Raw genomic sequence first — 25740 nt, forward strand, 5'->3', positions numbered from 1 at the left:
AGATCTGGGCCTCCCGGCATCCCGGCCGGGGTAATCCCGCAGACCACGTGGCCTGGCTCGGACCGGCCGGCGCTTCGATACGCAGGGTGATGCTCTGATTGCCGTAGCGTGCCCGCTGACCCGACCACGTGAACCGGAGGACGCCATGCCCGCCGCTGATCCGCCCCGCCGCTTCCTCTACCCGGCTCCGCTCTCCCGGCGCAGGGTCCTCGGCCTTGCCGGTGCCGGAGTCGGGGGCTGGGCGGCGATGGGATTCGCCGCCCAGCCGGTAGCGGCGAGCTCCGTCGGCGGGCTGGCCGCGGCGCCCGCCGCGGGTCCGATGGGCCCGGCGCATACCCGGGTGGTGTTCATCCCGCGGACGCTGAGCGCCACGTCGAGGGGAACGGGTCCGGCTACCGCCGCCTTTCGCATCGGCTATGTGGCCGTCCGCTGGAGCGGTCCCGGTGGCGGCTCAGGCTCGGGTCTGGCAGTCGGGCCCGACAGCGGGGGTGCCGCGATCCGCCTGCGGCGGGCGAACGGCGAATACGGCGCGTGGAGCCCACTGGCCGTCGGTTGCCCCGCCGAGCGGGACGACCGGACGTCCGGCGCCCCATCCGCGCATGCGGTCCTGATGGGAGCCCGGACTGCCACCGGTTACGAGCTCCGGGTACCACCGGGCGCCTCCGGGGTCGCCGTCACGGCGCTGAACACGACGTCCGGGCCGCGCCGGCGACTGACCGTCCCGGCCGTGACGGCACAGGCCGCCCTTGCCGCCATGGCCGGACTGTCCGCCGCGGCCGCGGCGCCGAGGAGTCCGGCACGGGCTCGAGCGGTGCCACGGTCACGACGCGCCTCCCTCGCCGCCGCGGCAGCAGAATCTGCCCCGGCGGCCGGGCCCCTGCCGGCAGCTCAGACCGTCCCGGCGCCCGCATCCACGACTCCAACCACGCCCACCGGGTCCGCGCCGTCGGCCCTCGGCCTGCTTTACCTGCCCCGGGCGGCCTGGGGCGCTGATGAGTCGCTGCGGCTCGACCCCGCCACCGGTCAGCCCTGGCGGACGACCTACCATCCAGGACAGGTGATCACCGTGCACCACACCGTGACGCCGAACGACGATCCGGACCCCGCCGCGACCGTGCGGGCGATCTACCACTTCCACACGGTGGAGCGCGGCTGGGCGGACATCGGCTACCACTTCCTCATCGACGAGGCGGGCACCCTCTATGAGGGACGTTGGTCCGGGACCGACAGCGTCCCCGGCCACCGTCCGGACGGCCAGGTGGTCACCGGCGCGCACGTCGGCGGATTCAACGCCGGCAACGTCGGTGTCGCGCTGCTCGGCGACCACCGGACCCGGGCCCCGACGGCCGCCGCGCGCCGCTCGCTCGTGCTGGTGTTGCAGGCGCTCTCCGGTGCCCACCGCCTGAACCCCGTCGGCAGCATCGACTACGTCAATCCGGTCAGCGGCGCCCAACGCCGGGTGTCGGCGATCAGCGGACATCGCGACTGGATGGCCACCGAATGCCCTGGGGCGGCCCTGTACACGGCGCTGGACACCGTTCGCCTGGAGGTGGCCCAAGCGCTCCTGTGAGCCGACCGGGTCCGGCGCCGCGAGTCGAGAGCAGGCCGCCCGGCCGGTGGGGAGGGGGCGGGCGGCCCGGTCGAAGGGTCAGGCACGCCAGCCGGCGTAGACGGCGAACCGGCCGTTCTTGACGACGCAGTCGACCGGGTCGAAGCGGGCCTCGGCCAGCCAGGTGAGCTGGTCGGCGAGCGGGGCGCAGCGGTCGAAGGCCATCCGGCCCAGGGCGCCCTGCCATTCGGCGTCGTCCGAGCCTGCCGCGCGCGCATGCCGCTCGTGCATGTCCTCGTACTGCCGGGTGAGCGCCGGGGTCGGCCCGTCGACCTGCTCCAGGTTCACGAAGAGCCCGCCCGGACGCAGCGCGGAGTGCACCCGGGCGAACAGGTCCCGCTTGCCGGGATCGTCGAGGTGATGGATGGCGAGCGCGGAGACGACGGCGTCGTAGGGCCCAGGCGGCAGCGCGGAGGAGAGGTCCGCGACGGTGACGGCCTCGACGTGTTCCGCGGACAGCCGGGCTCGCGCCTTTGCGAGCATGGGCGCGGCGCCGTCGAACAGGTGCAGCCGGACTCCGGGCACCGCGGCGGCCACGGCGGCGGCCAGCAGTCCGGTTCCCGCGCCGAGGTCGAGCACCCTGGGCCGGGTCCCGCCGAGCCGGGCCACCAGTTCGCCGACCGATCCGTACAGCAGGTCGAACGAGGGGACGAGGCGGCGGCGCTCCGCGTCGTAGGTGGCAGGATCCCAGATAGGTGTCTCAGAATATGAGATTGCTGTCTCACTCATTGGGTCAGGGTACGGCCTGGCTCGCCTCGCCCGCAGCCGATCCGCCGCAGCCGCGGTACGTGCCCCCCGCCGGCCCTGGCGCCGACGCCGGCGGGGGCGAGTGCTACCCGGTGCTCAGAACACGAGGCTGAGGCCCGTTCGCCGGCCGCTCTTGGCCAGCCGGGCGTACGCGCTGGCTCCCTCGGCGGCGGAGTAGGTCTCCACCTCACGGACCGCCAGCTCGCCTCGCGCGATCGCGTCCATGATCGTGGCGAGCGTCCGGCCGTCCCCGTGGACGTTCAGCGAATGGGTCGCCACCCCGGGCCGCGGCGACGGAGTCGAGTGCGGGGTGAGACCGACGAAGGTGCCGCCGGGCCGGACCAGGTCAATGATCGACTCGCCGAGCAGAGCGGCATCGACGACGCCGTCCACCCCGTCGGGGAGTGCCGCGCGCAGTGCAGCGGCTGGTTCGTCGTTGCGGGCGACGAAGATCTCCGCGCCCAGCCGACGGACCGTCTGCTCGTCCTCGGGCCCGGCGAGCGCCACGACTCGCACTCCGGTACCGGCGGCGAACTGGACGGCGAAGGCGCCCACGGCCCCGGCCGCCCCGGTGACGAGGACGGTGGCACCCGCCGCCTGGTGCAGCTCCGTCACCGCCTGATGCGCCGTGAGCGCGTTGAGCGGAACGGTCGCCGCGAGCGCGGGAGCCACCGCGTCCGGGCGCGCGGCGAGCAGGTCGGCGGGCAGCACGACCTGCTCGGCGTGGGTCCCGCCTGGCGCCCCGACCCAGTCGATCAGGGCCACGACCGCCGTGCCGACCGGCCATCCCGTGACTCCCGCACCGAGCGCCTCGACCACACCCGCGAGCTCCCACCCGGCCACCACCTGCGGCAGCTGCTGGGTGGACATCGCGGCGAAACCGCCGGAGCGGATGAAGGGGTCGACCGGGTTCACCCCCGCGGCCTCGACCCGGACCCGGACCTCCCCGGGACCCGGTTCCGGCGTCGGAAGCTCCGTCAGGGTCAGCGGGCTGGTCTCGCCGTAGGCGGGGATCGTGAGCGCTCGCATCGGATGTCCTCCGGTTCGGTGCCGCGGCGGGTGCCGCGGCGGTGGTCCGAACGCTACGGGCGTGAGTACCCTTGAGGTAGTAGTTACCTGAGAGTGCCCTAGTTCCCTGGAGGAGTCCTGATGGCTACCCGGACGGCCGCGCAGCGGCGGGCCGAGGCGAAAGTGGCCTACGACGCCTTCATGGCGGCCTGCCCGTCCCGCAAGGTGTTCGAGATGCTCAGCGACAAGTGGGTCGGCCTGGTCCTGGCCGCGGTCTCGGCGGGACCGCGCCGCTACGGCGAGCTGAAGACGGAGATCGCCGGAGTCAGCCCGAAGATGCTCACCCAGACCCTGCGGACGTTGGAGCGCAGCGGGCTGGTCGACCGGACGGTCACCGCGTCGGTTCCCGTCCGCGTCGACTACGAGCTGACGGCACTCGGCCGTGATCTCTATCCCCTGATCACACCCCTCAAAGCCTGGGCCGAGAGCAACGTGGACGCGATCCGCGCGGCAGAGCAGGCGTACGACATCCGCACCGCGGCGCGGGAGCCGACGGCGGTGACGGCCGGGTCGGCGGCGTAGGCGGCGGGGCTTCTCGCACGATGCCAGCCCTGGGGAGAGGGGGTCCAGGACGCGCCGGGTGGGCGGCGTGACTACCGTGAGGTGTGCCGGGTCGGTCGTGTGTCGGGCTGGCGGCGCGCCGCCCGGGCGGCGGGTTCGCCCCGCGCGGCCGGGCGGCGGCCCTGGTACCGGTGCGCTCAGCGCACCTCGGCGAGGGTGCCCTTCTCGACCGAGTAGACGAACCCGCGGACCGAGTCCTTGTGCGGGATGAAGGGGCTGGCCGTGATCCGGGCGATCGACTGCCGGATGTCGTCCTCCAGATTCGTGAACGTCTCGACGGCCCACGGCGGCCGGATCCCCGTCTCGCTGGCGATCTGTGCCTTGAACGCCTCGTCGGTGAACGTGAGCATGCCGCAGTCGGTGTGGTGAATGAGGATGATCTCCTGGGTCCCCAGCAGCCGCTGGCTGATGGCGAGCGACCGGATCTCGTCGTCGGTCACCGCCCCGCCCGCGTTGCGGATGACGTGCGCGTCGCCCTCGGTCAGGCCCAGCAGGCCGTAGACGTTCAGTCGGGCGTCCATGCAGGCCACGACCGCGACCCTCAGCTTCGGGGGCAGCGGCAGGTCTCCGGCGGTGAAGTCGTGGGCGTACCGGGTGGCGTTGCCGAGTAGGTCGTCGGTGACGGTCATCTCGTTGCTCCAGACGGATTTCGGGCGGCCTGCCGCATGGCTGGCGGTGGTGCCGCGACGGAAGTGGACGGCATTGCGTGGAGCACGTGTCCGGGCCCGAGGCGTCGGCGCGTGCCGGGGGTCGGCGCGTCGGCGGCTGGGCGGGGACGGGGCAGGGACCGGGACCGGGTTCTCGACGTGGCCTGACGGGGCGGTGCCTGGGACAGGTCTGCACAACGCTGGATTGGTGCCGGGCCGTGACGTGGACGTGGCCTGGTACTCGTCCGTCATGGTCGTGCCCATGGCCGCGGTGGGCACAACACGGCAGGGCTCCGCCGCGCACGGAGGATCATCGGACGGGGGAGAGCTCCGGGTACCGAGAGCCTGCCGGGCGGACAACCCCCCCCGCCGGATGGGAAGCGTTCCCTCGCGGGCTCTCCACGGGTCCGGCGGATCCGCCGTGCACCGCAGGTCCGCACGGGATGCCTCGCGAACGCGGGACGCCCGCCCAGACGAGCGCATCCGCACGCGGCTTCAGGCAGCAATCCGGCCGGGCTGCGCCCGACGGGCCGGTGCGCCGGTGCCCGTGGACCGGCGCGGGTCAGCCGAGGGGAGCCGAGCGGCCGGCGGGACAGATGGCGGAGGAGACGAGCAGCAGGTCGATGTGCCGCCTGTGCACCAGCAGGGGCGAAGTCGGCATGTACGAACCGAAACACGGCGGACACCGTTCCGCCAACTGCAGGGATAAGTGACCCATGTCACATCTCTATTGCGGGACTGAACAAACCCGCCGGTCATGGAGCCTGAGCGACCGGCGAGGAGTCGGCTCGCGGTCCCGTCGCGGTTTCAGGAGCCGAGATGCTCCGCGAGGAATCGTTCGATCCGGACCCAGGCGTCGGCGGCGGCGACCGGTTCGGGGCCGATCCCGGCGGCGCGCAGCACCGGGTGCAGGACCCGCGGGCCGCTCGGGGTGCCGTCGGGCCGGGCGCTGAGGAACGCGTGCCCGGCCGTCGGATACTCCTTGACGTCATGCGGGACGCCGGCCCGGTCCAACGCCGCGGCAAGCCGCCCGGCGGCGCCGCGCAGGGTGCGGTCCCGCCCGCCGTAGCTGGCCACCACCGGGCACGCCGCCCGCAACGGGGCGTCGAGCTCACGGGGGAGCGGGCCGTAGTTGACCGCCGCGACCTCGAAGCCCCGGCCCGCGCTGAGCAGGGCGAGGCCGCCGCCGAGGCAGAAGCCGACCACGCCCACCTTTCCGTTGCATGCCGGCAGGGCGGTCAGCCACCGCCGTGCCGCCTCGATGTCGTCGAACGCCCGTCCGTGCCCGGAGGACATCGCCCGCACCGTCGCCACCAGGCAGCGGCGGGCGCCGCCCGCGCTGAACAGGTCCGGGGCGAGGGCGAGGTAGCCGAGGCCGGCGAGACGGTCGGCAATCGCGCGCACCGTCTCGTCCAGGCCCCACGCCTCGTGCAGCACGATCACACCGGGACGCAGGTGTCCCTTCGTGGGCGGCGCGCCACCCGCGGCCGGGACCGGGTCCACGGCGGCCGGTCGGGCCAGGTACGCGCTGAGGTCCGGGGAGATGCTCAGAACATCGGCGAATCCAGACAAATCGACCGTGGTCACGATACCCACTCCTCGTCCACCGGCCGCGCGGGCGACACGGTACCGCGCTTCGCGGCGTTCGCAGGGTTGGTCGTCCCGGGCCGGCCGTCGCGGCGGAAGGCGGAACGCCCGGCGAACGCCATGGTTGAACGTGCTGTGCTGCAGGTCACATTATGTGCTCTTGACCGAGGAAAGCCGACTTACCCAGAGTGAAAAGTGTGCGCACCTCGCCGCTGTTGACGTGCCGGCGCTGCATCGATTTCGGCCGCGCCGAATCCAGCCGCTGTCGTTGATGCTGAGGTAACCCGGCATTCCCGCCTGAGCCGGGATCCGTCCGCGCGGGGTGTCCGGACTGCCAGCCGGGGGACCGGCGACGATGTTCGCTCACCGGACCCATCGTCCCCGAACCAACCTCCGCGGGCCGACTGCCCGCAGCCCACGCCCCACGCCCCGCGCCCGTAGCTCGAAAGCCCTGCGCCCGCCGTTCGTCAGCCGGTTCCCACCATCCGAGGAGTGCCCGTTGCGTCCCGTGCAGGATTGCGCCCGATGACCCCCCGCCCACCACTGCACCTCGCCCTCGCGCTGGACGGGGCCGGCTGGCATCCGGCAGCCTGGCGGGAGCCGCGCGCGCGCACCGCGGAACTGCTCGACGCCCGGTACTGGACCGACCTGGTCCAGGAGGCCGAGCGCGGCCTGCTCGACTTCGTCACGATCGAGGACTCCCTCGGCCTGCAGTCGGACCGGCTCGACGGCCCGGACGCACGGACCGATCGGGTTCGCGGTCGGCTCGACGCCGTGCTCATCGCCGCTCGCGTCGCCCCGCTGACCTCGCGTATCGGTCTCGTACCGTCGATCATCGCCGGCCACACCGAGCCCTTCCACATCTCCAAGGCCATCGCGACGCTGGACTACGTCAGCTCGGGGCGGGCCGGGGTCCGGGTCAGGGCCGGCAGCGGCGGGGCCGAGGCGGACCTGTTCGGCCGGCGGCAGATTCCCGGGATCACGGCCGCGGACCTGGACCGGCCCGAGGTCGTCGCGCTGATCACCGAACTGTTCGACGAGGCGGCCGACTATGTCGAGGTCGTCCGCAGGCTCTGGGACAGCTGGGAGGACGACGCCGAGATTCGCGACGTCGCCACCGGTCGGTTCGTCGACCGGGACAAGCTGCACTACATCGACTTCGAGGGACGCTGGTTCAGCGTGCGCGGACCCTCGATCGTGCCCCGCCCGCCGCAGGGCCAGCCGCTGGTCACGGTCCTCGGTCACGGCACGGTGCCCTACCGACTCGGGGCGCGCCAGGGCGACGTCGTCTACGTGACGCCCCGCGACGCCGACGACGCCCGCCGGATCGTCGAGGAGGTCCGGGCCGAGCAGGCCGCGGCCGGCCGGGGCGACGAGACCGTGCACGTGTTCGCCGATCTGGTCGTCCACCTCGCCGACTCGACGGCGCAGGCCGCCGACAACCGTGCCCGGCTCGACGAGCGGGCCGGCGCACCCCAGGGCAGCGACGCGCTCATCGTCGCCGGGACCCCCGGGGAGCTCGCCGATCTCCTGCTCGACTGGCAGGCGGCCGGGCTGTCGGGCTACCGGCTGCGTCCGGCGACCATCCCGCATGACCTGGAGGGCATCACCCGGGGGCTCGTCGGCGAACTGCAGTCCCGCGGGGCGTTCCGCACCGCCTACGAGGCCGCCACGCTGCGGGGCCTGCTCGGCCTGCCCCGACCCGCCAACCGCTACGCCGCAGCCGCCGCCGGCTCCACCGCCGCCGTCTAGCCCGCCGCCGGCAGAGCCGGCAGCCCTGCACACAACAGCGGAGGACCTCCATGAGCAGGCCGACCAAGCAGATCCACCTGGCGGCGCACTTCCCCGGGGTGAACAACACGACGGTGTGGAGCGACCCCGCGGCGGGCAGCCAGATCGAGTTCAGCTCGTTCGCCCACCTCGCCCGCGCGGCCGAGCGTGCCAAGTTCGACTTCTTCTTCCTCGCCGAGGGTCTGCGCCTGCGCGAGCAGAACGGCCGCATCCACGACCTGGACGTCGTCGGCCGGCCAGACACGTTCACCGTGCTGGCCGCGCTGGCCGCGGTCACCGAACGGCTCGGGCTCGCCGGCACCATCAACTCCACGTTCAACGAGCCCTACGAGGTCGCGCGGCAGTTCGCCAGCCTCGATCACCTCTCCGCGGGCCGGGCCGCCTGGAACGTCGTCACGTCCTGGGACGCCTTCACCGGGGAGAACTTCCGCCGCGGTGGCTACCTCGCGGAGCAGGATCGCTACGAGCGGGCCCGGCGCTTCCTGCACACGGCCTGGGAGCTGTTCGACTCCTGGCGCGGCGACGAGATCGTCGCCGACAAGGACACCGGGCAGTTCCTGGGCGAGCCGCGGCCGGGCGCGTTCGCGCATCACGACAGCTTCTTCGACATCAGCGGGCAGTTCAACGTGCCGCGCAGCCCGCAGGGCCGGCCGGTGATCTTCCAGGCCGGCGACTCCGACGCCGGCCGGGAGTTCGCCGCCTCCTCGGCGGACGCGATCTTCAGCCGGCACAGCACGTTCGAGGACGGTCAGGCGTTCTACGCCGACATCAAGGGCCGGCTCGCGAAGTTCGGCCGCCGGCCCGACCAGCTCGTGGTCCTGCCGGCGGCGACGTTCGTCCTCGGTGACACCGACGCCGAGGCGCGCGAGCGGGCCGAGGTGATCCGCCACCAGCAGGTCAGCGGGGCGACGGCGATCCTGTTCGCCGAGCAGCTGTGGAACCGCGACCTGTCGGCCTACGACCCGGACGGGCCGGTCCCCGAGGTCGACCCGCTGCCGGGGGAGAACACGATCTCCAAGGGACGGGCCAGCGTGCGGATGTTCGACGACCGGCTGGCCACGGCGCGTCGCTGGCGCGAGCTGGGCGAGGCGAAGAAGCTCTCGCTGCGCGAGGTGGTCATCGAGGTCACGGGGCGGCAGTCCTTCATCGGCTCGGCCGCCACGGTCGCCGAGACGATCAACAGGTTCGTCCAGGAGGACGCCAGCGACGGCTTCATCCTCGTCCCGCACATCGTCCCGGGCGGGCTGGACGAGTTCGCCGACCAGGTCGTACCGCTGCTGCAGGAGCGCGGCGTCTTCCGCGCCGAGTACACCGGCACGACCCTGCGCGAGCATCTCGGCCTGGAACTGCCCGGCTGAGCCGGCTGGAGACGAGGGCGCCGGCTGGAGACGAGGGCGCCGGCTGGAGACGAGGGCCGCGCCAGCCGACGCCCTCGGCCGGGGCCGGCTCCGACAGGGGCCAACCCCGGCTCGGGTCGGTTCAGTCGGCGAGTGCGCGCAGCCCGCCCGCGGCGAGCGCCGGCACGGCCTGGCCGACGAGGTCGAAACCCTCTCCGACGGTGTTGCCGGCGAGATGCCGGGCGTGGATGCCCTCGGCGATCACCACCAGCTTGAAGTAGCCGAGCGCCAGGTAGAAGTCCATGTTCACGATGTCCCGGCCGGACTCGCGGGCATAGATCTCGATCATCTCGTCCCCGCCGGGCATCCGGTCGCTCGCCGCGGCGGCCGAGCCGCCGAGCACCGGATCGAAGTCCGGGTCGCGGTAGACGATGGTGAGACCCAGATCGGCCAGCGGGTCGCCGAGGGTCGCCATCTCCCAGTCCAGCAGGGCCCGCACGGCGCCGATGTCGTCCGGGTCCAGCACGAAGTTGTCGATGCGGGCGTCGCCGTGCACGATCGACGCGTCGCTCTCCGCCGGCACCGCGGCGTCCAGCCGGGCGTGCAGCGCGTCGAGGTCCGGCAGTGGCCGGGTCCGCACCCGCTCCCACTGCCCCCGCCAGCGGTCCACCTGGCGGCGCAGGTAGCCCTCGGGCCGGCCGAACTTCTCCAGCCCGACGGCGCGGTGGTCCACGGCGTGCAGCCGGGCGAGGGTGCGCAGCAGGTTCTCGGCGCAGCGGCGCACGTCGGCGTCGGAGTAGGGGGCAAGGTCCGCCCGGCTGCGCAGGACCACCCCGTCGACCAGGGAGACCATCGCGAACGGCACCCCGAGCACGGCGGGGTCGTCGCAGTAGGCGACCGCCTCGGCCACCGGGATCGGGGTCTCGCGCAGCGCGGCCACCACCCGGTACTCGCGCCGCATGTCGTGCGCCGAGGGCGTCAGGTTACCCAGCGGGGGCCGGCGCAGCGCCCAGTGCGCGGCGTCGTCCCACACGTGGTAGGTCAGGTTCGACCGGCCGCCGCTGAGCAGCGTGGCCCGCAGCGGCCCGGACCGGCCGGGGACGGTGGCGTCGAGGTAGGCGGACAGCGCCGCCAGATCCAGGCCCGGCGGGGAGACCAGCCCCTCCTGCCCGGCGCCCGTGTCGGCACCGCTGTCGGCACCGCTGTCGGCACCCCCGGCGGCGGTTGGCGCGGGGGCCGTGGTCGGCCCGGGGACGGCGGTGGGCGGCGGGTCGAGCGGGGTCACGACGCCGACTCCAGGGCGCCGGTCGCCTTCAGCCGCTCCTTGACCGCGCGCCGGGCGAGCGCCCAGCGATGGGTCTCCGACGGCCCGTCGTAGATGCGGAAGGCACGGACCTCGTTGAGGTAGCGGCCCAGCAGCAGCTCGCCGGAGACGCCGGCGGCGCCGCAGATCTGGATCGCCCGGTCGACGACCCGCCAGACCGCCTCGGCGACGAAGGTCTTGGTCATCGCGGTGGACTGCGCCGCGCGCAGCCCCTGGTCGAGCTCCCAGCAGGCCTGCAGGACGAGGCTGCGGGAGGCGGCGATGTCGATCTCCGAATCGGCGATCATCTGTTGGACCATGCCGAGCTCGACGAGCTTCGAGCCGAACAGGCGGCGCTCGGCGACCCGGTCGATGGCGATGTCCTGGGCCCGGCGGGCGATGCCGAGCCAGCGCATGCAATGCGTCATCCGGGCGGGGCCGAGGCGCACCTGCGCGTACGCGAAGCCCTGGTCGAGCTCGCCGAGGATCGCCGAGTCCGGCACCACGCAGTTGTCGAAGATCACTTCGCAGTGGCCGCCGATCATGGCCTGGTCGAGGGTGTCGATGTGCCGGACGACCTTCAGACCGGGGTTGTCGGCGTCGACGAGGAACATGGTCGCGCCGCCCACGGTGCCGACCTTGCCGGAGGTCCGGGCGAAGCAGATCGCGTAGGCCGCGCCGTCCGCGCCGGTGGAGAACCACTTGTGGCCGTCGATGCGCCAGCCGTCGTCGACCCGGACGGCGGTCGTCGACAGCGCCGCCGGATCCGAGCCGGCCCCGGGCGCCGGCTCCGTCATCGCGAAGAAGGACCGGACCTCGCCGCTCGCGAGGGGGCGCAGGTACCGCTCCTTCTGCTCGTCGGTCGCGATGATTTCGAGCATGTGCATGTTGCCCTCGTCGGGCGCGGAGCAGTTCAGCGCCAGCGGCCCGAACAAGGAGTAGCCGGCGGCCTCGAACACGGGCGCCCGCGCTGTCATGCCGAGCCCGAGGCCGCCGTACTCCCGGGAGACGTGCGGGGCGAACAGCCCGGCGTCGCGGGCCGCCGCCTGCAGCCGCGCGCGCAGCGCCTCCCCGCCGGCCGAGACCACCCCGGCGTACCGCTCCTCCTGCGGGATCACGACGTCGCGGACGAAGGCAGCCGTGCGTTCGACGAGGTCGACGACCTCCGGCGGCTGCGAAAAATCAATGGCCATCACGAACTCCCGCCTCGGTGCGAGCGCCGGCCCTCGACTGGACGGGTCGGCTGGAAAGGCTAATGCTCAGTAGCCTTGATAGCAGGGGTGGCGGCGATCCGCCAGCCTTAGGGGAAAATCATGCCTGCTAGCATGGGTGTGGTGCGGGGAGCGGTCCGCATGCCCGTGGCTACCAGCTCGTAGTCGCGGCGGTTCTCGTGGGCGAGGATGCATGAGTGGATCGGACAGGGCGGTGCTCGCGCGGCCGCAGCTCACCCCACGCGGGCGGGCGATCCGCGACGCCGCGCTGAAGCTGTTCGCCGAACGCGGCTACGAGGCCACGACCACGACCGAGATCGGCGCGGCGGTCGGCATCCGGGGTCCGAGCCTGTACAAGCACGTGAGCTCCAAGCAGGACCTGCTCGTCGCGATCATGCTCGACGCGATGGACAACCTGCACGACGTCCACGCCCTCGCCGTCGCCGGCGTCGACGACGTCGCGGACCGGCTGCGCCGCGCCGTGGAGGCCCACGTGCGCTTCCACACCCGCCACCGGCTGGAGGCGTTCGTCGGCAACCGGGAGATCCGCAGTCTCGACGAGGTCAACCGGGCGGTGGTCGTCGCCCGGCGCAGCAGCTACGAGCGGCTCATCCGCGGACTCATCGAGGAGGGGGTCGCCGCCTCCCGGTTCCACGTGGCCTCGGTCAAGCTCGCCTCCTACGCCCTGCTCGACCTCGGGATGGGGGTGGCCGCCTGGTACCGCGAGGACGGCGACCTGAGCGAGGACGAGATCGTCTACACCTACGGCCGGTTCGCCCTCACCCTGGTCGGCGCGGCCGGCTGACCGCCGCGTCGCGGGCATGCCACCCCTCGGCCTGCCTCGCATCAGCCGTCCGCCGGTCCGCCCGTCCCGGCGAGGTGGTGGGCTCCGCCGGCGTGCAGGTCCGCGCGCAGCTCGTGCTTGCGGACCTTGCCCGCCGCGGTCCGCGGCAGGTCGGTGACGATCACGAGTCGTTCCGGGGTCTTCTGCTTCGCGGCGCCGGCGGCGGCGAAGTGCGCCCGCACCCCGTCGAGGTCGAGGACCGAGCCCGGGCGTGGCAGGACGAAGACGCAGACCCGCTCGCCGGTGCGGTCGTCCGGTTCGGCCACGGCGGCCGCCTCCGCGACGGCCGGGTGCGTCATGAGCAGGTCCTCGACCTCCTTCGAGGAGACGTTCTCCCCGTTGCGGACGATGATGTCCTTGATGCGATCGGTGATCGTGAGGTAGCCGTCGGCGTCGACCCGGCCGATGTCGCCGGTGCGCAGCCAGCCGTCGGCGGTGAACGCGGTCGCGTCGAGCGCCGGATCGCGGTAGCCGGCGAACTGCTCCGGGCCCCGGGTGACGATCTCGCCCTCCTCGCCGAGGCCGAGGTCGTGACCGGCGGGGTCGAGGATGCGGACCGCGCTGCCCGGCATCACCCGACCGTCCGTGGCGGCCCGCCTGGCGAGCGGGTCGGCCGCGCTGCCCGAGCTGATCGTCGGGTGCTCGCTGGAACCGTAGGCGCGGTAGGCGCTGACGCCGGCGTGCTCGGCCCGCTCGACGAGCGCGGGGGACACACTGGCTCCGCCGACGAGGAAGTCGCGCAGGGGGCCGAGGCCGCGGCCGTCCCGCTGCGCCGCGTCCAGCAGCGCGGTCAGGTGAAACGGCACGCCGGCGGACGCGGTCACGCCGTGGGCATGGACGAGCTCGATCGCCTCCGCCGCATCGAACCGTTCGAGGAAGACGGTCGGCAGCCCGTCGACGAGGGTCCGCAGCAGCACGCTCAGTCCGGCGATGTGGCCGGGTGGGAACAGGTCGAGATAGCCGAAGTCGGGCTGGCCCGCTCGCAGGCTGCGCAGCGAGGCGACCTCCGCGGCGACCGAGCGGTGGGTGTGGGTGACGCCCTTGGGCGCGGCGGTCGTCCCCGAGGTGTAGACGAGCACGGCGACCTCGTCGAGCGGCCGGGCGCACGGCGCCAGCGGCGGGGCCAGTTCGAGCTCGCGCCACGGCACGGTGTCGGCCAGGGCAGTGTCGGCCGGGGAGGTGTCGGCCGGGGAGGTGTCGGCCAGGGCAGTGTCGGCCGGGGAGGTGTCGGCCGGGGAGGTGTCGGCCAGGGCAGTGTCGGCCAGGGCGGGGGCGGTCGGGGTACCGGACGGCGAGCCGGTGCTGTCGGCGACGGCGACGATGTGACGCAGGGCCGCCAGCCCGTCGGGCGCCCCGCGCAGCTCGGCGATCTCCGCCGCCCGCTGTGCCGGCAGGATGATCGCGCTAGCCCCCGACTGCCGCAGGATGAAGGAGACCTCGCGGATCCCGTAGATGGGGACGATCGGCAGCAGCACCGCCCCGCGTAACAGCACCGCGGCGTGCGCGATCGCGCTCTCCACCCGGCTGGTCAGCTGCAGCGCGACGACGTCTGCCGGGCCGATCCCGCGGGCCGCCAGGCCGCCGGCCACCCGGGCTGCCCGCTCGTGCAGCGTGGCCAGGTCCGTGGTGAGCGTGTCGGCCGGACCGCGGAAGACCAGCCGGGTATCCGGATGCTCCGCCGCGCCCAGGTGTAGCAGCTCGGCGAGCGAGAGCGGTGCGATCTCGGGCAGCGGCCGGACCGGGGCGAGCGACCGTGGCGCCGCCGCGCCTGCCGTCGGCGGGTCGGTGGCCGAAGGTGCCCCGACGGTCGTGGCCGGTTCGACCAGGTGGGCAGGACCCGCGTTCTCCAGGTTCACCGGCGCTCCTCGGGTCGGCGAGAGTATGGCGGCCGCCACATCCAAGGAAGATATACCTAGTTCACTAGGAGTGTGCGTAGTCGTCGCGGGTGCACCTCCCCCCGTGTCGATGCGACGACCGGCTGCCACCGCCGAGCACCGCCTCGACGCGCATCCCCGGCGGGACGGTCATGTTGCGGAGTCGGAGCTTGGCGCGACCGGTCGGGCTGGCACTTGCACACAGTTCTTTCAGGTATCTAAACTAACTAGGTCATCCGGGTCGCCGTCGTTGTTGCCACCGAGTTCCGGTGACAGCGCGCGACTCGAGCGACGGGCACCCGTCTCGTGGCGCACCCATGCGGAGGCAGGACGACATGGCAAAGATCTGGGCGAACTCCGGCGACTCGCACTTCCTGGAGCCCGACGACCTGTGGCGGTCGAGCCTGCCGCCGCGGCTGGCCGAGCTCGTGCCGAGGGCGGTGAAGGACCCCGACGGCAGGTACGAGACCGTCTACGTCGACGGCCAGTCGTTCCGCCGCAAGCTCCCGAACGTGCAGGCCCAGGAGTTCCTCGACGAGAGCAACCGGGCGCCCGGCGCGCGCGACGCGACCCTGCGCCTGGCCGACCTCGACACCGAGGGCGTCTGGGGCGAGCTGGTGTTCCCGTCGCTGGGCCTGTGGAGCTCGTCGTTTCGCACGCCCGAGGTGCTGCGGGAGGCGCTGCGGGTCAGCAACGACTGGGCCATCGAGTCGATCATGAAGGTCTCGCCGCGCCTGGTCCCGACCGCGCAGGTCTCCACGCTGCGGGTCGACGACGCGGTGGCCGAGCTGGAGCGCACCGCCGAGCTCGGCTACCGCGCGGTGTTCCTGCCGACGACCCCGCACCCGCTGGCCGACGACTGGAACCGCGACTCCTGGGAGCCGTTCTGGGCGGCGGCGGAGGCGGCGAACATGGTGCTCGCCTTCCACGTCGGCACCGACCCGATCGACATCGGCAGCGAGCAGGTCGGCGTCGTCTACCGCGGCCCCGGCGGCGCGGTGCTGAACTACACCGAGACGACGTTCTCCGGCCAGCGGGCCGCGATGAAGCTCGTCGCCTCCGGCGCGCTCGACCGGCACCCGAACCTCAAGGTCCTCGTCGCCGAGGGCGGCGCGACCTGGGTGCCCTTCCTCGCCGACCGGATGACGGAGGGCTACCGCCAGCACCACATGGCGGTGCGGCCCAAGCTCAGGCGCAGCCCCAAGGAGATCCTGTACTCGCAGGTGTACGCCTCCTTCCAGCACGACGCCTCCGCGGTCGCCGCACTGACCGGCATGGGCTACCGCAACGTCATGTGGGGCAGCGACTACCCGCACATGGAGGGCACGTTCGGCCACACCCAGGAGACGCTGCACGGGCTGTTCGACGGCGTGTCGGACGACGTCCGCCGGCGGATCACCATCGACACGTTCCTCGAGCTGTTCCCGGGCGTCGGTGAGCCGGCCGTGGCGGCGGCCGCATGAGCGCATCGGGTCCGTTCGACACGGCGATCGTCGGGGTCGGCGCGACGCCGTACTACCGGCGCGGCGGTTCGGCGCCGCAGACCATCACCGAGCTCGCGGGCAAGGCCATCATCGCCGCGTGCGAGGACGCCGGCCTGTCGGTCAAGGACATCGACGGTTTCGCCTACTACTCGGGGGCGGGTGCCGGCTACGGCCAGTCGATGGACACCGCCACGTTCATGGAGACCCTCGGCATCCCCGAGGTGACCTTCTCCGCCGCGCTCACGTCGGGTGGCGGTGGGTCGGCGGGGTCGATCGGCCTGGCCCGCGCGGCGATCCTCGCCGGGGACGCCACCGTCGTCGTCACCGTGATGGCGCTGCAGCAGGTCAAGCAGCGTCTGGGCACGGTCTTCGGCGCGGTCGCGCCGAGCCCGGAGAACTCGTTCCTGCAGCCGTCGGGCCTCGTCGGCCCGGGGCATCTGATGTCGGTGCTGGCGCGGCGGCACATGCACGACTACGGCACCCGCCGGGAGGCGTTCGCCGAGATCGCCCTGTCCAGCCGGGAGAACGCGCTCACCCGGCCCAAGGCGATCATGCGTACCCCGCTGACGCTGGACGACTACTTCAACGCGCGGATGATCGCCGATCCGCTGTGTCTGTTCGACTTCTGCCTGGAGACCGAGGGCGCCGTCGCGGTCCTCACGACCAGCGCGGAGCGGGCGCGCGACCTGCGGCGCACCCCGGTCGGCGTGGTCGCGGCGGCGCACGGTGGCGTGCGTGAGTGGGGCCGGGCGTTCGCCTGGTACGGGATGCCCGACGAGTACTTCGCCTCCTCCGGGCACGCCCCGATCGCCAGGCGGCTCTACGACCGGGCCGGGATCACCCCCGACGACATCGACGTGGCGCTGATCTACGACCATTTCACCCCGATGGTCCTCATGCAGCTCGAGGACTATGGCTTCTGCAAGAAGGGGGAGGGCGGCCCGTTCGTCGAGTCCGGTGCGATCCGGTACAAGGGCGGCTCGATTCCGGTCAACCCGCACGGCGGCCAGCTCTCCGAGGCCTACGTCATCGGCATGACGCACATCGTTGAGGGCGTCGAGCAGATCCGCGGCACCGCCGTCAACCAGGTGCCGGACGCGAAGCTCGCGCTCGTCACCGGCGGGCCGGCCGCCCTGCCGGTCAGCGGCCTGATCCTCGGACGGATGGCATGAGCACCCTGACGACGACCCTGCCGCCTGCCGGCATCCAGATCACCACCGACTCGGCGACCGAGCCGTTCTGGCAGGCGGCGAAGGAGAACCGGCTGGTCGCGCCGAGGTGCGCCGACTGCGGGACCTTCCGGCTGCCGCCGTCGCCGTTCTGTCCGACCTGCCAGTCGCAGAACGTCGACTGGGTGACCCTGTCCGGGCGGGCGACGGTGTACAGCTTCAGCATCGTCACCGGCGTGCCCGGCCAGCCGGAGCTGACCCTGGCCGCCGTCGTCGTGGACCTGCCCGACGCGCCGGGCGCACGGCTGGTGAGCAACGTCATCGACACCGATCCGGACGCGGTCCGGATCGGGACGCCGCTCATCGTCGACTTCATCGAGATCGCCGACGGGTGGAAGCTGCCGGTGTTCCGGGTCGCGGCCGAGGCCGCGGCCCCCGCGGGCCGGTGAGCACCCGCCAGCCGCTGCCCGCGGACTGGCGGTTCACCGAGGCGATGCCGGCCGTGCCGCGGACCCATCCGCGGCACGGCACGCATGACCCGACCGCGGGGACCCCGCCGCGCCGGCCCGGGTCGGTGCGGCGGACCACGACGGTCGACATGCTGCGTCCGGAGGTCGTGGCCGGCCCCTGCTGCTGCGTGGGCTGGCCCGGGACCTCGTGACCGACCCCGACGGCTCGTCCCGGGTCGTCGGCGAGGCGTCGATGTCCGTCGACCTCGACCTCCTCGACGGGCGGCGCATCGGCGCAATCGCGACCATCCCCGACGTGCCCGCCCTGGGGGAGCTCGTCAGCACCTCGGCCGCCGCCGGCTTCCGCCGCGCGGTGATGCGGCCGACCCGACCCTCACCGCGCGGCTGCCGCTGCTGTGCGGCCTGCTCGACGGCGTCCCGGGCCGCCGAGGTCGGCCCGCACCGATCCCGCCGGCCGCCGAGATCGCGCCGATCAAAGGTACCTGAAAGTATTATGTCGCGCACGTCACGCTTGGGGAGGAGGGCGCATGGAGCGGGTGGCCGCGGTGAGCACCGCGTCGGCGGTCGCCCACGTGCTGCGCGAGGAGATTCTCAGCCGCCAGGACGGTGACCTCTACCTGGGGCAGGAGGACGAGCTGCTGGCCCGGTTCGGGGTGAGCCGGCCGTCGCTGCGCCAGGCGGTGCGGCTGCTGCAGGCCGAGGGGATCCTCACCGTCCGCCGCGGCCATCACGGCGGGCTGTACGGGCAGCGGCCGGACGCGGCCGGCGTCGCCCACGTGGCCTCGGTGTTCCTGCGGACCCGGCGGGCCTCCCTCGCCGACATCAGCGCCACCTACACCCTCATCACCACGGAATGCGCCCGGTTGGCCGCGCTCAACCCGGACGAGGCCGAGCGCCGCCGACTGGTGACCTTCGTCGAGCAGGCCGCCGGCGGCAACCAGCGCGACCACGCGCGGGCCCGGGTGCAGTGGGGGATCCTGCTCGCCGAGCTCGCCCGCAGCCCCACCCTGCAGCTGTTCGAGGACGTGCTCGGCTCGTTGTCGCGCTACCCGACCTCGCGGCCCCTTCTGCTGGACCCGGACAGCATCGCGCTGGCCTGCGAGCAGTGGCGGCAGGTCGCCGAGGCGGTCCGCGACGGTGACGCCGACACCGCGGCGGCGCTGTCCCGCAGGCACGGCGACGCGCGGGTCCGCCACATCCGCGACCTTCCCGAGGACATCCTGGGCTGGTGAGCCCTGCCCCGGGGTCCGGTGGATCTCCGGGCGGGGCCGGGGCGGTCCACCGGCGCGGCGGGTCCCGGCGCGGTCCGTGGTGGTCCGCGCCGGGTCGGCCCGACGGTCAGGCGGCGGTGACGGCGCTCATGAGACGCACCGCCGACTCGGCGTAGCGGGCGCGTCGCCGGTCGCTGACCATGAACGCCGGGCTGGACAGGAACGCGAGGTCGGGCAGGGTCCTGCGGGCGGCCAGGCGCTGGGCGGCCTCCTGAAGGTCGCCACACAGGGCGATCGCGTCGAGCATCTCGTCGCTGACGGCCGCAGCCATTCCCGGGATGTCCCCGGAGCGGAACGCGGTGCGCAGGGCGGCCACCTCGTCGCCCCAGCCGTGCAGCTCGACGAGGGTGTCGTAGGTCTTCACCGTGAGGTAGAAGGCGATCTGGAGCCGGGCGTCGCGCCGTCCCCGCTCCGGGTCCTCCTCGTCGACGGCGGTGATGAGCCAGCCCCAGCGGCGCAGCGACTCCGGGTCCCGCCCGGCCGCGGTGGCGCCCTCGTGCAGGTTCGGGCGGATCGTCTCCGTCCACCACCGGTCGGTGAAGATGCCGTGGCCCAGGATGCCGTCGGCGGTCCGGGCGGCGGCGGTCACCATCCGTCGGTTGAACGAGCCGAGCAGGATCGGCACGTCGAGCCGGCCGAGGACGGGGGCGCGGATGTCGGCGTGGATCGGGTAGAACTCGCCCTCGTGCACCACGGGCTGCCCGTTCTCCGCGGTCAGGTAGGCGCGGATCGCCCCGACGAGGTCCTCCATCCGCCGGACCGGTTCGCTGGCCGCGGACGCGAACCACTCGGTGTTCATCCGGTAGGTGCCGGACCCGAGGCCGAGGAAGATCCGCCCGGGAGCGTGCGCGGACAGGTGCCGCAGCGCCGAGGCGTGCACGAAGGGTGAGCGGGCGAACGCGTAGGCGATGCCCGGCCCGACGAGGGCCCGCCGGGTGGCGGCGACCATCTCGCCGGTGGTCAGGTAGGAGTTCGTGTCGGCGAACTCGCCGGCGCAGAAGGCGGTGGCTCCGGCCTGCTCGGCCAGCTCCGCAACCCGCGGGCCCGGCCAGGGAAGTCCCCACTGCACGTGTCGATACCTCCGCGTCGGGAGCCCGGCGGGCTCGCCCCGGCGGCGGCCCGGACGGCCGCGGCGCCGATCGGCCGGCGGGATCGCGCCGCCAAGCCAGTTCTTGCCTTCCTTGTAAACCTAGTAAACCATGTAACCTGCGTGGTGCGTGCCGGTGAGTCCCGCCGGTGCGGCCCTTCGACCGATGACCGGGACCGAGGATGACCAGGAGGCGCCGTGACAGCCGTGGAGACCGTCGACCGGCCCCGGCAGGGCGAGTTCCTCGGCCCGTTGCGGGAGTTCCTCGCCGCACATGCGGGTCCGCCGCCGCGCGGCGGTGCCAAGCGGCTGGCCTGGGCCCGCGCCTTCCACGCCGAGCTGACCGACGCCGGGCTCGCGGCGCCGGGATGGCCGCGGGAGGTCGGCGGCATGGACCTGTCGCTGCCCGACCAGATCGCCTACCACCGGGAGATGACGAGGGCCCGGGCTCCTCGGCATCCGTGTGGCCTGTCGTTCATCGTGGCCCCGACCCTGATCCGGCACGGCACCCCCGAGCAGAAGGAGCGCTTCCTGCGCCCGCTGCTGCGCGCGGACGAGTTCTGGTGCCAGGGCTTCTCCGAGCCCGGCGCGGGCAGCGAGCTGACGGCGCTGTCGACGAAGGCCGTGCGCGACGGCGACCACTACGTCGTCACCGGCCAGAAGGTGTGGACCAGCCAGGCGCACCTCGCCGACTGGATGTTCGCGCTGGTGCGCACCGGCGAACCGGGCCCGAAGGGGATCAGCTACCTGCTGCTGTCGATGACCTCGCCGGGGTTGACGGTGCGACCGCTGCGCGACATCAGCGGTGGAACGCACTTCGCCGAGGTGTTCCTCGACGAGGTGCGCGTGCCGGTCGAGAACCTCGTCGGCCAGGAGAACGAGGGCTGGTCGATCGCGCGCACGAGTCTGGGCCACGAGCGGGCCACGGCGTTCCTGTCGGACGAGTTCCGCTACCGCCGGGTGGTCACCGAGCTGATCGCGCTCGCCGCCGGGTCGCCGGCCGGGGACGACCCGGTGGTGCGCCAGGACCTCGCGCGGATGGAGGCGGGGGTGCGCATCCTCGCCTCGAACAGCCGCCGGGCCCTGGAGACGGTGCTCGCCGGACGCGATCCCGGGCCCGCCTCCTCGGTCAACCGGCTGATGCGCGCGGAGTTCGACCAGCGCCTGCACGAGGTGGCGTTGCGGGTGATCGGCCCGGACGCGGTGCTCGGCAATCGCGAGCCGACCGCGCCCGAGGGCGGCCGGTGGACCTACGGCTACCTGATGAGCCGGTCGGCGACGATCGGCGCCGGCACCGCCGAGATCCAGCGCAACACGATCGCCGAACGGGTGCTGGGGCTGCCCGCCCCGCCACCGGTGCCCGTGGCCGGGCGCGGGTGAGAGGTCACGGCGGTGCCGCGGGGCGCCGCGCCGGGGCCGTGGGACGACGAGGAGCGAAATGAACGTGGACACCGCCGAGGCGGAGGGCGAGCTGCGCGACGCGCTGGCGCGGCTGCTGCGCGAGCGCTGCGACATCGAACAGGTCAGGAGAATCGCGGCCGCGTCGGGCGGCTGGGATCGACAGCTGTGGTCGGAGCTTTCGGCCATGGGAGTGGTGGGGCTCGCCGTCCCGTCGGAGCACGGCGGTGAGGGGGCGGGGCTGACCCTGCTGGCCGTCGCCCAGGAGGAGCTGGGCCGCCGGGTGGCGCCGGTGCCGCTGCTGTCCAGCGCGACCGCCCAGGCCGCGCTGCTTGCCGTCGTGGACGGGATCGCGCCGGGTGCGGCCGCCGCGGCCGCGCTGCTGCCGGAGATCGCCTCTGGCCGGACGCCGGCGACCGTCGCGGTCGGGCGCACCGTCGACGGCTGGACGCCGCTGGCGACCGTGCGCGCCGAGGAGGCGGTCGGCGGCTGGCGGCTGACCGGGACGGCCCCCGTCGTCGCGGACGCCGCCGCCGCGCGGGCACTGCTCGTCGCCGCCACGACCGACACCGGCCCCGCATTGTTCGCCGTCGACGTCCCCGCCACGGGCGGCACGGGTGGCGGTGCTGTCGCGGGTGGCGGTGTTGTCGCGGGTGGCGGCGGTGGCGCGGATGGCGCCGCGGGGGCCGCCGTCCGGGTCGAACCGCTCGATGTCCTCGATGCGACCCGCCCGCTCGCCCGGGTCACCCTGGACGCGCCCGCGACCCTGCTCGCCGGGCCGGCCGAGTTCGCCGCGGTGCTCGCCGCCACCCGACGGGTGGCGCTGACGCTGCTGGCGGCCGAGGCCGTCGGCGTCTCGGCGGAGTGCACGGACCTCGCTGTGGGCTACGCGGGCATCCGTCACCAGTTCGGCCGGCCGATCGGCACCTACCAGGCGATCTCGCATCGCTGCGCCGACATGTTCGTCGGCACCGAGGCGGCCCGCGCCCTCGTCGCCGCCGCCGCGCAGGCCCTCGACGAGGCCGGTGCGACGGCGGATACCGATGAGCTCGACGTGGCGGTGGCCCTGGCCGCCGCCGAGGCACTCGACGCGGCGGTCAGTGCCGCCCAGGGCAGCCTTCAGGTGCACGGCGGGATCGGCTTCACCTGGGAGCACCCCGTGCATCACTACCTGCGCCGGGCGAAGTCCAGCGAGGCGCTGATCGCGGCGCCGGACCGGCTGCGCGAGCAGGCCGCGTCCCGGCTGGTCGCGGCCGTCCGGCGCTGAGACGGCGTTGATTCCTTAAACCTAATAAACTCATCTATCGGTAGCTTGGGCGAGCGGGTTCTCTGGGCGGCTCTCCGGATCCGTCCGGAGCCCGCACCGATCCGTCCGGCGGCAAGGAGCGATGATGCGGGACCCTGTGATCGAGGTCGTCGGACAACCCGGCCTCCCGCGTGCCCCTCGCGGGTCGGATGTCGTCGTGCGGGGTCACGCCCGATGACCGAGCTCCCCGACCTGCCGGGCCGCCTGCGCGCGCTGTGGCGGGCGCCCGACTCCGCCTTCGCCCTCCAGATCGACGATGCCTGGGTGTCCTGGGGGAGCGTGCGCGCGCTCGCCGACGAGATCACCCGCAGCCTCGACGGGCTCGGCCTCGGTCGCGGTGCGCGCATCGGCGTCCTGCTTGGAAACTGGACCGAGTCGATCGCGGCGATCCTCGCGATCCTCGGTACCGAGCGCTGCCTGACGGTCTTCAACCCGCTGCAGCCGGCCGAGCGCCTCGCCGGCGACCTGGAGCGGGCCACCCCGCCGGCGATCATCGTGCCGGTGCGGGCCTGGGCGTCCTCGGGGCTCGCGGAGCCGGTCGAACGGCTCGGCATCAGCCTCATCCACACCTCGCCCGAGGGGATCGCGTCGGTGCGGGCCGGCCGCGACGACGCCGCGGTCACCGCGGTCGACGCGCCGGGCGTCGCCGTCGAACTCACCACCTCGGGTACCACCGGCCCGCCCAAGCGCATCCCGCTGACCTACCGTCAGCTCGAGGCGTCGGTCGGGTCCGCCCGAGGACACATGAAGCCCGGCGGCGGCGAACGGTCCTACTTCGAGGGCGGCGTGGCCATCGTCTCCGTCCCGCTGGTGCACATCGGCGGGTTGTGGGGGGCGCTGCAGGCCCTCGGCGACGCGCGGCGCATCGTGCTGCTGGAACGCTGGACCCTGGACCGGTGGCTCGACGTCATCCGCGAGCACCGGCCCCGCCTCGGCGCGTTGCCGCCGGCGGCGCTGCGCACCCTGATGAGTGCGAACGTGCCCGCCGAGGACCTCGCGAGCCTACGCGCGCTGACCTGCGGGACCGCTCCGGTGTCGCCCGACCTGGTCGACGCGGTGCAGGAGCGCTACGGCATCCACGTGCTCGGCGTGTACGGCGCGACCGAGTTCTCCGGCGCGGTGGCCGGCTGGTCGCTGCCGGACCACCGGCAGTGGTGGGCGAAGAAGCGGGGCAGCGTCGGGCGCGCCTTCCCGGGGGTGAGCCTGCGCGTCGTCACCGAGGACGGCGAGGTGCTGCCGACGGGTGCCAGCGGACTGCTGGAGATCAGGACCGACCAGGCCGGCGCGCGGGCGGACGCGGACGGCTGGACCCGCACCAGCGACCTCGCCCACATCGACGACGACGATTTCCTCTACATCGAGGGCCGCGCCGACGATGTGATCATCCGCGGCGGATTCAAGATCCGCCCGATCACGGTCAAGGAGGTGCTGGAGGAGCACCCGGCGGTCGCCGAGGCGGCGGTGTTCGGCCTTCCTGACGAGCGCCTCGGCCAGGTGCCCGTCGCCGTCGTGGAGCTGGCGCCCGGCGCCGGGCCGGTCGGCGAGCAGGAGCTGCGCGACTGGTGCCGGCCTCGGATGCTGCCCTACGAGGTGCCGGCGCGGGCACTGACCGTGGCGGAGTTGCCCCGCGGAGTGTCCCAGAAGGTCAGCATGCCCGACCTGGTGGCGCTGTTCGCCGCCTCGACGCAGGCCGCCCCGACGTAGGCCGCCTCGACCCCGTGACGCGCCACCGCACTGGTCAGCCGTAGCAGCGGTGCGCCGTGCTGCCGATCCGCCGTGCTACCGATCGCCGTGCTACTGATCCGCCGAGGAAAGAGACGACCGTGGAACGCGAGATTTTCGAGGACGAGCACCGGCAGTTCCGGGAAGTCGTCCGGGAGTTCATCGCCCGCGAGATCACCCCGTATCACGCCCAGTGGGAGGCCGAGGGGATCGTCGACCGGACGGTGTTCGCCAAGGCGGCCAAGCACGGCGTCATCGGGTTCAACGTCGCCGAGGAGTTCGGCGGCGGCGGGGTTCGCGACTTCCGGTTCAACGCCGTCGTCGCCGAGGAGCTCGCGGCCGCGTTCGTCACCGGTCCGGGTTTCCTGCTGCACAACGACGTCGTCGGCTCCTATCTGAGCCGGCTGCCCGACGGCGAGCAGAAGGCGCGCTGGCTGCCCGGGTTCGCCTCCGGCGAGGCGGTCTGGGCGATCGCGATGACCGAGCCGGGTGCCGGCAGCGACCTGCAGGGCATCCGGACCTCGGCGGTGCGCGACGGTGACGACTGGCTCGTCTCCGGGGCCAAGACGTTCATCACGAACGGGATCCACTCCGACTACGTCATCGTCGTGGCGCGGACCGATCCGTCGGCCGGCAGCCGCGGCATCTCGCTGCTCGTCGTGGAGCGGGACATGCCCGGCTTCTCCCGCGGCCGCAACCTCGACAAGATCGGCCTGCACGCGCAGGACACCGCCGAGCTGTTCTTCGACGGTGTCCGGGTGCCGTCCCGCAACGTGCTGGGCAAACTCGGCGGCGGGTTCATTCACCTGATGGAGAACCTGCCCGAGGAGCGACTGTCGATCGCGATCTCGGCGGTCGCCGGGGCGCGGGCGGTGTTCGACTCCACGCTGGAGTACACCAAGACCCGCACCGCCTTCGGCCAGCCGATCGGCGGCTTCCAGCACAACCGCTTCCTGCTGGCCGAGCTCGCCACCGAGATCGACATCGCCCAGGTGTACATCGACCGCTGCCTGAAGGCGTCGTTCGAGGAGAAGCTGACCACCGTCGACGCCTCCAAGGCGAAGTGGTGGGCCAGCGAGCTGCAGCAGAAGGTCGTCGACCGCTGCCTGCAGCTGCACGGCGGCTACGGCTACATGACGGAGTACCCCGTCGGAAAGGCGTTCACGGATGCCCGCATCCAGACCATCTACGGCGGCACGACGGAGATCATGAAGGAGATCATCGGTCGTTCGCTGGGCGTGTGACGGCCCGGTT

Annotated in this window: 22 protein-coding genes; 14 read left to right on the top strand and 8 right to left on the bottom strand. The window is 73.2% G+C overall.

Features of this window, described 5'->3' with window-relative positions; all coding sequences use genetic code 11:
* Positions 1 to 145 precede the first annotated feature (145 nt).
* Entirely contained in the window at positions 146 to 1570 is a 1425-nt protein-coding gene (locus FRAQA3DRAFT_RS00335; RefSeq protein WP_009399144.1) for an N-acetylmuramoyl-L-alanine amidase, read from the top strand.
* A gap of 78 nt (positions 1571 to 1648) precedes the next feature.
* Here FRAQA3DRAFT_RS00335 and FRAQA3DRAFT_RS00340 read toward each other — a convergent pair whose 3' ends face one another.
* Positions 1649 to 2338 (bottom strand): trans-aconitate 2-methyltransferase, encoded by a 690-nt coding sequence (locus FRAQA3DRAFT_RS00340; protein ID WP_009399146.1) that lies wholly within the window; start codon positions 2336 to 2338, stop codon positions 1649 to 1651.
* Between the two features lie 114 nt (positions 2339 to 2452).
* Positions 2453 to 3385, bottom strand: a complete 933-nt coding sequence (locus FRAQA3DRAFT_RS00345) for an NADP-dependent oxidoreductase (protein ID WP_009399148.1) — start codon at positions 3383 to 3385, stop codon at positions 2453 to 2455.
* Positions 3386 to 3505: 120 nt separating this feature from the next.
* Here FRAQA3DRAFT_RS00345 and FRAQA3DRAFT_RS00350 point away from each other — a divergent pair, with 120 nt between their 5' ends.
* Complete coding sequence (locus FRAQA3DRAFT_RS00350; RefSeq protein ID WP_009399150.1) at positions 3506 to 3946, top strand: helix-turn-helix domain-containing protein; 441 nt, start codon at positions 3506 to 3508, stop codon at positions 3944 to 3946.
* A 176-nt stretch (positions 3947 to 4122) separates the two neighbouring features.
* Here the strand turns inward: FRAQA3DRAFT_RS00350 and FRAQA3DRAFT_RS00355 are convergent, their stop codons facing one another.
* Entirely contained in the window at positions 4123 to 4614 is a 492-nt protein-coding gene (locus FRAQA3DRAFT_RS00355; protein WP_009399157.1) for a carbonic anhydrase, read from the bottom strand.
* 825 nt (positions 4615 to 5439) lie between these two features.
* Positions 5440 to 6219: a dienelactone hydrolase family protein gene (locus FRAQA3DRAFT_RS00360; protein WP_009399159.1), complete on the bottom strand. Its 780-nt coding sequence runs from the start codon at positions 6217 to 6219 to the stop codon at positions 5440 to 5442.
* Between the two features lie 525 nt (positions 6220 to 6744).
* Between FRAQA3DRAFT_RS00360 and FRAQA3DRAFT_RS00365 the strand changes: the two genes are divergently transcribed.
* Together FRAQA3DRAFT_RS00365 and FRAQA3DRAFT_RS00370 are read left to right on the top strand one after the other, a co-directional pair.
* On the top strand, positions 6745 to 7971 hold the full coding sequence (locus FRAQA3DRAFT_RS00365) for an LLM class flavin-dependent oxidoreductase (RefSeq protein WP_009399160.1): 1227 nt from the start codon (positions 6745 to 6747) through the stop codon (positions 7969 to 7971).
* A 50-nt stretch (positions 7972 to 8021) separates the two neighbouring features.
* Positions 8022 to 9368: an NtaA/DmoA family FMN-dependent monooxygenase gene (locus FRAQA3DRAFT_RS00370; protein ID WP_009399161.1), complete on the top strand. Its 1347-nt coding sequence runs from the start codon at positions 8022 to 8024 to the stop codon at positions 9366 to 9368.
* Positions 9369 to 9489: 121 nt separating this feature from the next.
* Here the strand turns inward: FRAQA3DRAFT_RS00370 and FRAQA3DRAFT_RS00375 are convergent, their stop codons facing one another.
* Positions 9490 to 10632, bottom strand: coding sequence for a phosphotransferase family protein (locus FRAQA3DRAFT_RS00375; RefSeq protein ID WP_009399162.1), 1143 nt, complete (start codon positions 10630 to 10632; stop codon positions 9490 to 9492).
* Positions 10629 to 11843, bottom strand: coding sequence for an acyl-CoA dehydrogenase family protein (locus tag FRAQA3DRAFT_RS00380; RefSeq protein ID WP_009399163.1), 1215 nt, complete (start codon positions 11841 to 11843; stop codon positions 10629 to 10631). The genes FRAQA3DRAFT_RS00375 and FRAQA3DRAFT_RS00380 overlap by 4 nt, the downstream gene beginning before the upstream one ends.
* 211 nt (positions 11844 to 12054) lie before the next feature.
* Between FRAQA3DRAFT_RS00380 and FRAQA3DRAFT_RS00385 the strand changes: the two genes are divergently transcribed.
* Positions 12055 to 12666 carry a TetR/AcrR family transcriptional regulator gene (locus tag FRAQA3DRAFT_RS00385; RefSeq protein ID WP_009399164.1) on the top strand — a complete coding sequence of 204 codons (612 nt, stop codon included), beginning with the start codon at positions 12055 to 12057 and terminating at the stop codon, positions 12664 to 12666.
* Positions 12667 to 12707: 41 nt separating this feature from the next.
* Here the strand turns inward: FRAQA3DRAFT_RS00385 and FRAQA3DRAFT_RS00390 are convergent, their stop codons facing one another.
* Positions 12708 to 14561, bottom strand: coding sequence for a class I adenylate-forming enzyme family protein (locus tag FRAQA3DRAFT_RS00390; protein ID WP_009399165.1), 1854 nt, complete (start codon positions 14559 to 14561; stop codon positions 12708 to 12710).
* Between the two features lie 353 nt (positions 14562 to 14914).
* Between FRAQA3DRAFT_RS00390 and FRAQA3DRAFT_RS00395 the strand changes: the two genes are divergently transcribed.
* The 5 genes from FRAQA3DRAFT_RS00395 (at position 14915) to FRAQA3DRAFT_RS00415 (ending at position 18934) form a co-directional block, all read left to right on the top strand.
* Entirely contained in the window at positions 14915 to 16042 is a 1128-nt protein-coding gene (locus FRAQA3DRAFT_RS00395) for an amidohydrolase family protein (RefSeq protein ID WP_009399166.1), read from the top strand.
* The gene (locus tag FRAQA3DRAFT_RS00400; RefSeq protein WP_009399167.1) at positions 16039 to 17235 is read left to right on the top strand and encodes a thiolase; all 1197 of its coding nucleotides are present in this window, start codon (positions 16039 to 16041) and stop codon (positions 17233 to 17235) included. Before FRAQA3DRAFT_RS00395 ends, FRAQA3DRAFT_RS00400 begins: the two co-directional genes overlap by 4 nt.
* Entirely contained in the window at positions 17232 to 17681 is a 450-nt protein-coding gene (locus tag FRAQA3DRAFT_RS00405; protein WP_009399168.1) for a Zn-ribbon domain-containing OB-fold protein, read from the top strand. Before FRAQA3DRAFT_RS00400 ends, FRAQA3DRAFT_RS00405 begins: the two co-directional genes overlap by 4 nt.
* Positions 17678 to 17893 (top strand): hypothetical protein, encoded by a 216-nt coding sequence (locus FRAQA3DRAFT_RS00410; RefSeq protein WP_035920382.1) that lies wholly within the window; start codon positions 17678 to 17680, stop codon positions 17891 to 17893. The genes FRAQA3DRAFT_RS00405 and FRAQA3DRAFT_RS00410 overlap by 4 nt, the downstream gene beginning before the upstream one ends.
* 336 nt (positions 17894 to 18229) lie before the next feature.
* Entirely contained in the window at positions 18230 to 18934 is a 705-nt protein-coding gene (locus tag FRAQA3DRAFT_RS00415) for a FadR/GntR family transcriptional regulator (RefSeq protein WP_009399169.1), read from the top strand.
* A gap of 106 nt (positions 18935 to 19040) precedes the next feature.
* On the opposite strand, the gene FRAQA3DRAFT_RS00420 is transcribed toward FRAQA3DRAFT_RS00415, so the two are convergent.
* Positions 19041 to 20042, bottom strand: a complete 1002-nt coding sequence (locus FRAQA3DRAFT_RS00420; RefSeq protein WP_009399170.1) for an LLM class flavin-dependent oxidoreductase — start codon at positions 20040 to 20042, stop codon at positions 19041 to 19043.
* A 216-nt stretch (positions 20043 to 20258) separates the two neighbouring features.
* Here FRAQA3DRAFT_RS00420 and FRAQA3DRAFT_RS00425 point away from each other — a divergent pair, with 216 nt between their 5' ends.
* The 4 genes from FRAQA3DRAFT_RS00425 to FRAQA3DRAFT_RS00440 all read left to right on the top strand — a co-directional run bounded on the left by FRAQA3DRAFT_RS00425 (position 20259) and on the right by FRAQA3DRAFT_RS00440 (position 25730).
* Positions 20259 to 21440 (top strand): acyl-CoA dehydrogenase family protein, encoded by a 1182-nt coding sequence (locus FRAQA3DRAFT_RS00425; protein WP_009399171.1) that lies wholly within the window; start codon positions 20259 to 20261, stop codon positions 21438 to 21440.
* 58 nt (positions 21441 to 21498) lie between these two features.
* Entirely contained in the window at positions 21499 to 22725 is a 1227-nt protein-coding gene (locus FRAQA3DRAFT_RS00430; protein ID WP_009399172.1) for an acyl-CoA dehydrogenase family protein, read from the top strand.
* 213 nt (positions 22726 to 22938) lie between these two features.
* Positions 22939 to 24468 (top strand): class I adenylate-forming enzyme family protein, encoded by a 1530-nt coding sequence (locus FRAQA3DRAFT_RS00435; RefSeq protein WP_009399173.1) that lies wholly within the window; start codon positions 22939 to 22941, stop codon positions 24466 to 24468.
* 119 nt (positions 24469 to 24587) lie between these two features.
* Positions 24588 to 25730: an acyl-CoA dehydrogenase family protein gene (locus tag FRAQA3DRAFT_RS00440; RefSeq protein ID WP_009399174.1), complete on the top strand. Its 1143-nt coding sequence runs from the start codon at positions 24588 to 24590 to the stop codon at positions 25728 to 25730.
* The last annotated feature ends 10 nt before the right edge of the window (positions 25731 to 25740 follow it).

Origin of the sequence: Frankia sp. QA3 (assembly GCF_000262465.1) — a bacterium.
In the GTDB taxonomy this organism is placed as follows: domain Bacteria; phylum Actinomycetota; class Actinomycetes; order Frankiales; family Frankiaceae; genus Frankia.